2 protein-coding genes are annotated in these 7893 nt (G+C 45.0%); both read right to left on the bottom strand.

All coding sequences use genetic code 11. From position 1 onward, the window contains the following. Positions 1-565: 565 nt before the first annotated feature. Complete coding sequence (locus C7460_RS18715; protein ID WP_115869657.1) at positions 566-982, bottom strand: zeta toxin family protein; 417 nt, start codon at positions 980-982, stop codon at positions 566-568. Positions 983-1363: 381 nt separating this feature from the next. Further along, a complete protein-coding gene (locus tag C7460_RS18710; protein WP_147303025.1) occupies positions 1364-7507 on the bottom strand; it encodes a T9SS type A sorting domain-containing protein in 6144 nt (2047 codons plus the stop codon). Between the last annotated feature and the right edge of the window lie 386 nt (positions 7508-7893).

Genomic DNA, 7893 nt, shown 5'->3' with positions numbered 1-7893 from the left:
TGCAAACATATCTTCCTGGTTTCTTTGCATTGCTTTTTATGCAAAACTCAACACCTTATACCGCCTAGGCAATACGCTCAACACCGAAGGGATACATTAGTACTGCATCTCCTGACCCTTCGGCAATGAATTCGAAGTTTTCAGTTGAATTATCGACTAAGATCCATCTATTCACAATCGACTTATAAATCTTGAAAAAGTTAGTCAAACCATTTAAATAGGGCTTACTTGTTTATTCATTTAAGCCCTCGAGCCGGGCTGGCTCTTACTTTCTTGCTTGATCAAGAAAGTAACCGCGTCCACGGTGGACAAAGAAATCAAGGCTGTGAATAAATTTCTGAAATTCAGCTAGTTACTGCAATGAATCCAAACTCCCTGCGGTCAAACAGTGGATTCAGGTATGATTTTCTTAAGCTGAATTTCTGATAGAAATTTATTCGAGGCCTGTCACAAAACCTCAAAATCATCAATAATTAACGAAAACTGAGGTTTAATGAATTGGTTTAAATATCAAAAAAATAGATTCATTTAGCCTTAAACGGGTGTTCAAGCACAAAATCAATTATCAAGGACGCCCTAAATACCTCCTTTTAATTGTCTCAATCGGGATATTGTGTCCACCTTCTTTAACCCTGGTTTGCACTCTGTGAATTGCCAGTTCAACAGAATCTAAAGTAAGGAAAAGTAAAGTTGTATCGTATCCTTGTTGTTCGGCTTGTTTTATTAATCCTTGATAAGACTTTGTTGATAGTGTTGTCTCAAAAGCAAATGATTCCCCCTGATTTAATAGTTCATTAATTCTTTGTAACATAAGCCTGCCCGCTCTAATCACAGCTTTTTCAGGATTCAAAGGGGATATTCCCCTCGCAATTTCATCAGCATTTACAAAATCCTCACATTCAAATATTTCAGGCAGAATTGTATATGAAAGAGTCGTCTTTCCAGCTCCATTCGGCCCTGCGATAATGTAAATATTTTTCACATCACAAAGATAGGATTTCTTGAGTCAGTTGCCAGCGTACATAATTCCCCACAACGCTCAGGTAAAATGAGTGAGCCCCACACTGGACCTTCCGCATCAGAAAATTTTCCATCCGCTAATTGCAACCGCAACTTCTACATCCTACCTCAACCTCACCCAAAAAATAAGGGGTGAACACCGTCTGTGTTACCCCTCGTTTGATCACCGAAAATAATCTTTAATGCTTTTGGTGTGAATAAAGGGAAGGCACCGTCTGCGCCTACCCTTCGTTTGATCACCGAAAATAGTCTTTATATCCTTTGGCTCATTGGCACTTCATTTCGAATGAAAGGGGAAGCCACCGTCTGCGGCTACCCCTCGTTTGATCACCGAAAATAATCGTCAATGCCGTTGTACCATAAATCTCATACTTTTCACTTCGCCAGCTTCTTCATACTCCAGCAGGTAATGCCCTACTGGCAAGTGCCCTACCGGGATCACATATTCTTCTGCCGTTTGCAAACTATTCACCGGATATTGTCTGCCTGACATATCCAGTATGCGCAGCGCTACCGACCCAAAGCCCGTACCTTTTGCTGGTTTCAAGCGAATTTCATCGGTTGCCGGATTCGGATAGAGCGTCCATTTCATGGCGCTCTGCTCGCCTACACGCACTACTATTGGGTCAGTCACACTGTATTTCCCATCATAGTCCACCTGCTTTAGTCGGTAGAAATTAAGCCCGGTGTTTGGTGTTTGATCGGTCAGGCTATAAAACACCTTCTGACTGGTATTTCCCTTACCGGACATTTCCATTATTGGCTGAAAACCGCCACCATATCCAGCACGCTCTATGATAAACTTATCATTATTGGTTTCTGACAAAGTCTCCCACTCCAGCACTACCTGTCCGTCACGCTCCGCCCCTTTGAAGAAGTGTAGTTCTATTGGTAGCGGCACATCATCATTGCCGGGACTATAGTGCGGCACGAAAGATGAAAAGGAATTGATCCCCACCGTCATGGCTATACCCAGACTACCTGCATCAGTCACTACTGGATTTAGAGCCATTCTACTGCCCCCGGATACGAACGGATCCAGGTCATCTACCCCTGATATCTTGGTGATGTGAATGCTATCGGATTTGAAAGGATTGAGCTCACTCGTGCTATACCCTTCGTTGATTACTTTACTTCTTAGCTCTTCTGGCTCTGTATCCAGCGAGTAAAATCGAATATATACATTGCTGGATGGCTGAGTAGTAGGTGCTATCCACCAGTTGCGGTTCATTACATACTCGTCCTGCACGTCTTTGATGCGCTGTGAGCGGATTTTGTCTTCTCCCTGTAGCACACGCACTGCCCAGCAGGTACTGCCCAGATCATTGCCCACAGGGTTGATGGAATAAACAATGTTGCCATTCTGGTCAGCTACATGTATCCACTGATAACCGCTCATATCCTGACAGTTGCTTCCTTTTACCTGATAGTCCGCCTGCAGCGATCGGATAGCGTTGTAAGTAGCCGGCAAGGCAGGACTTGCGATATTGAAAGGGTCGGTGTTGGTCCACGCTTCTACATGATCAGGGATGCCATCACCGTCCAGGTCTGAGTCTGCAGTAATAGGACCTGGGTGCCCACCTGCCAACAAAATTTCTTCCATGGCGTCAGTCACTCCGTCTCCATCAGAGTCGGTCGCTCCATTTAGTGTAGGTGAGTTTCCGTTTGCCGGATCACTGCCATTGATCACTTCATAATAGTCAGGAATACCATCGCCATCCGTATCCGTACCGAGAGATGGATCTGCGGCTCCACCCGCTGTGGCTATGTAGCTTTCCATAGCATCAGGTATCCCATCACTGTCGGTGTCTGAGTCGCCATTGACGTCTGGCTGGCTGGCGTCATATGGATCGGTACCATCTGCCACTTCCAGATAGTCAGGTATACCATCTCCGTCTGTGTCGGTTACCCGGCTAATGGGGCTGGTAGCGCCATTAGCAATTAGAATGTATTCCAGCGCATCGGTGATACCATCTCCATTGATCCCTGTATCATTCATGCCATTATCAGGCACTGTACCATGTTCATTGTTGTCATCACCTCCACTGGCTATGGGGCTATTGCCATCAGCAGGATCAGTACCATATGCCAGCTCAAAATAATCGGGGATGCCATCGGAATCCGAATCTGTGCTATAATCTCTACCTGTACCAATACCGATATAAACGGATCCAGATACCTCTACATCGTCAAATACTACCACGTCTCCTGAAAATGAAGTAGCAGAAACGATGCGATCTACGCCGTTAGAAAAATCCGAGTCGCTATCCAGAATGAGCGAAAAGTCTCCTGATTCGTACCCTGAAAAACCATACCCCGAGAGATCAGCCGATACGGATACCGTACCTACATCCCCTGTTTCTTCTATGGACCACACCCGTGATAGTCTTTCCGTCACTGTAGATGGCAAGCCTGTAGTTACGGCCCCCACACTTCCTCCATCATGTCCCCAAATCAGGTAATCCCCGTTACTCAAAGAAGATGGATTGCTTACGGAAATGATTGCTGAGCTGTTCAGGCTCATCGAGCTAGCCTGGGCCAGGCCTTGCTCATTGTTAGCACCTATACCAGCTATATCCTGACCATAGGAGGTGTTGTTATAAATAGATACTCCATCCAGTGTGTAGCCTTCAGAGGTAATATCCAATGATATCCCATATTTCACTGCCAGATAAGTCTCGATATTGCGATGCTCTGTGTCACTTAGCGGCTGACTGAAGCTGATGAGTTCAGCTATTTTACCATTGAAAAATGAAGTGCTTCCATTAAGATCCTGCCCCAACCGGAAAGCTCTATTGGAAAGCGTGCCGTAGCTGGAGGCATTGGCCTCCGCATTGCTAATAAGAGCGCCATTGGCAAAAATATCCTGACCATTAGCCGATGCATTTTCCCGACTGTTGAACAGTGTTGGCGTACTATAGCTGGCACTTCCGGTTTGTGCACTCCTGTAGCTGGTGCTGGCCTGTAGCAGGTGAGTTACTACTTCATTGGGAAGCGCACTGGTGACACTTCCTAAGCCAAAAGCCGAATAATCACCGGATTCAAAGCCTACTACAATACCGCCAGCCGAACTGCTATTATAAGTTAAGTCTGGGTCCAATACGATGAAGTACTCCTGAGTGTAGAATCCGGCAACCCCACCAATGTAGTCATTGGTACCGTCAAAATCCAGCGCAGGATTTCCGTTTATGACATTCTCTACAAATGTAGGACGCGCAGTGCCTGTGCTGGTGGCATTGTTGCCAAGTCCATTGTCTACCCAGGAGGAAACCACGCCACCCCCTACGGTCACATCCGTACCAAAATCAGCTCTAAGCCAAAGGGCTGGTGATGGATTGAGGTTGATCGTTTCCGGTACTCCTATCGTGAAATAATCATTATCACTAAATGTCACACCTTCGAAAAAGACCGTATCTCCACTAAAGTAGCTTCCTGAAACAGTGGTTGTGGCAGAGGTAAAATCATTGGAATCGTTGATGATCAGCGTATAGACCGATGCTTCTTTTGAGCGCACATCAAAATCATTTACGTCACCCACGTACACTCCTACATCCACAGCACCAGGAGATCCATACACATCCACCTGCCACTCAGTTTGTAGGCGCTCATCCGTAAAGCCTGCGGGTACTTCACTTGATTTCACCAGCGCTTTGTTGGTACCATCGTTGCCCCACACCACATAGTCTTTGTCTCCAAACGTGGCACCGGCGGAGATTTTCATCATAGCACCTCCATTGATACTCATAGAGGTTGGTTGGTTGAGCCCATGATCCAGGTTCAAACCAATGCCAGCTATGTCATACCGATACGACGTGTTGTTGTAAATGCTTACACCCTCTACAGTATAGGGCTCCGCCGAGATATCCAGCGTTATTCCATATTTCAAAGCCAAATAGGTCACCACATCACGGTGCTCCGTATCGCTGAGCCGATCGTTGTAGCTGATCACTTCTGCGATCTTTCCATTGTAAGCCTGAGTTTCTAAAAAGTTATTTCCCAGTCGGAAAAAAGTATTGTTTCGGTTATCAAAATCTGACGGATTGGATTCGTAGTTATCTATCTGATTGTCATTAGCATAGAGCTCCTGTCGGCTTTCTGAAACGTTGTTTCGAGCATTGAGAATAGCTACTGAAGAGTTGATCACACCTGAAGTTTGAGCAGATCGGTAGTTACCAAAAGCATACCCCACTGAGGCATTGGCTACATCGGCCTGATCACCCAAATACATTCCATCAAATGCTCCATTTTTGAATCCTAGCAAAAAGCCAATATCATTGGTAGGCTTTATGGTATCATCAGGAATGGCTACTATGAAAAAGTCATTCGTATTAAACCCAGCCACTCCATCCAAAAAGTCATTGTTAAAATCCAGGGCATTGTTGCCATTGATTGCATTTCTCACAAATGCGGGTTTTTCGCTATCATCACCCTGATCAGCATCGTTACCATTTCCGCTTACGTCTGACCAGCTGGTAACCAGATCACTTTCAGTAAAATTCACACCACTATTCGGTCTCAACCATAACGTAAGGCCTGCCGCCACGCCTCCCGGTGCTATTGTCTGCACATCACCACCAATAGTGAAAAAGTCTCCATCATTGAAGTTTACATCTTCTATCACCAGCCAATCCCGACCTTCTGCTGATACCACATAGCCTCCAAGCACCAGCTCTGCCACTGCATCATCGCCCAGATCATCAGGAATAGTAGCTGACGCAGGTGCTTTGATCATGTTTAGCGTAGTATAGTCTTTATCCACAGAAAGATTGGTAATGTCAAATTTGACCGTAACAGCCCCTACATTTCCAGTATGCTTTACTTTCCACGTGCGGTTGAGCCGATGTGTAACACCCGTTATCAGGTGTGTGTTGGTAAACTCATTTGTGGAGTCGTTATTACCCCAAACTAAATATTCGTCATCATCCAGATCATCGGGGCTATCAATTTTCACGATAGTGGCGTCATTGATACTTTGGCTTTCGGTCTGATCAAGCGTTTGATTAAAGGCGTCTTTACCTATTCCTGCCACATCATGGTGATATCCCTGATAGGCTGCATTGCTACTGCCGGGCCAGATGGTAGACCCAGAAAGCGTATAATCAAAGTTTACCGTAGAGCTCGAGGGGTCTTCATCCAAAGTAATCCCATATTTGATAGCCAGATAGGACAATACCTGCGCCTGATCTGCAGAAGACAGAGGGCTACTATAAGAAATCAGCTCTGCTACCCCACCCTGAAAGTCGTCACTAAAATCAAAACCATAACCTATGACATAAGCCCCATCATCGAAATTTTGATGATCTCCAAGAACTTCTTCGTCGTTGTTTACCTGCTGGCCGTTGAGGAAAATATCCTGTCCATTGGCTCCGCTATTCAGGCGGTCATTGATAATGATGGGATTGGCCAATACGCGCTCACCAGTACTATCGATGTATGCACTGCGGTAGCTGGTTGCTGGATTGATGGTGTGTGTGATCAGCTCATTGTCAAACTGTGAAGTAGAGGAACCCAGCTCAATACTTCCTACATCACCAGGTTGAAAACCAATGACATCCCCCGTTTCTGCAGACGAACTACTGATAAAGTCCGGGTCAAGCACTACATAAAATTCACGTGTGTAAAAACCGCCGCTTCCTTCCAGGTAGTCCTGATCAAAAAGCATCACAGGATTATGGTTGATAAAATTATCTGACCATCCTGGCTGAGAGGTACTAGTGGGTTGGCGTGCATGATTGGCGTTTCCACTGGCATCAGCCCAAACACCAATTGAATTCCCTGAATTTCTATTACCGTCAGCTTTTAACCACAACGACAGGTTGGTATTGATACCTCCAGGGCCTGCATTGGGGTTGGTGGAAAAACTAGTGACAGTAAAATTATCGATCCCTACGCCCACTCCTAAAGTTTCTCCATCTAGCAAGCCTTCAGATCCTGAAGCAAATTGAAAGGCAAAGCGAACTTGTGAGTTATTTTCAAGATTGGATGGCAAGGGAATGGATGCACGGATCCATCCGTTGGAGTTTCCCGTCCAGCCGGGATTGTTAGAACCTGTAAAAGCCTGTATATCTGTTTGGTTGAACCAATTGTATCCTTCATCTACACTTCCTAGATAGTACCAGTTGCTACCTCCATCTGGCGAGTAGATTATTCTTAGGCCATCCTCTTCATTGGTACTTAGCAGAAACCCCTCATCATCGTCTACATCATAGGATAGATCAAACTCCAATCGGAGATCGTAATATCCAGTAAAATCAAGAGCATCTGTAGTAACCTGGCTATTTGCTCCTGCCTCGTATTCGTTCAGTGGGTTTAAGTGCATGAACCTACCGTCTGGAGTACCTAAGACTGTAGTGGAACTCGTTGCCCAACCGGTTTGAGACCAATTGGAAACAGGTGAATCTTCAAAGTCACTCTCAAAAAGAACAACTTGTGCTGACAGTTGGGCATACAGTACAAGCATAACCGGGGTGATTAGGAACCTCAGCATATTCAGTTTGTTTTAGTTGGAACGGTGATCAAACAGCTCCGCAACAAACTATTGCTACGTCGGATAAAGTTGGAAAATAGATTTAGTCAGCGCATTAGTCTTTCACTAATGTTAACTGTACGGTCAGCGACGTTTGGCAAGAAGAAATAACCTTGTATATATTTTCGAGTTAATGGTTAAACTCTTTGATTCCAAAAAATGTTGGCTATGGTTTCACACCTGCATATACCTACAACATCAGTCAAATCTAAAATTGGTACAATTCGCTGAAGGAAATAAAAAGCGGCAGCACACCCATAAAACCAACACGAATTAAAGAGAGACTACACCTATATAAGAAAATAGCCACACAAGGCCGTTAGTCAATAGGTAAATAACCTATTAAC

The organism is Marinoscillum furvescens DSM 4134 (assembly GCF_003386095.1).
In the GTDB taxonomy this organism is placed as follows: domain Bacteria; phylum Bacteroidota; class Bacteroidia; order Cytophagales; family Cyclobacteriaceae; genus Marinoscillum; species Marinoscillum furvescens.
The sequence above is the reverse complement of the archived record's forward strand: the minus strand, read 5'-3'. Positions and strand labels throughout refer to the sequence as shown.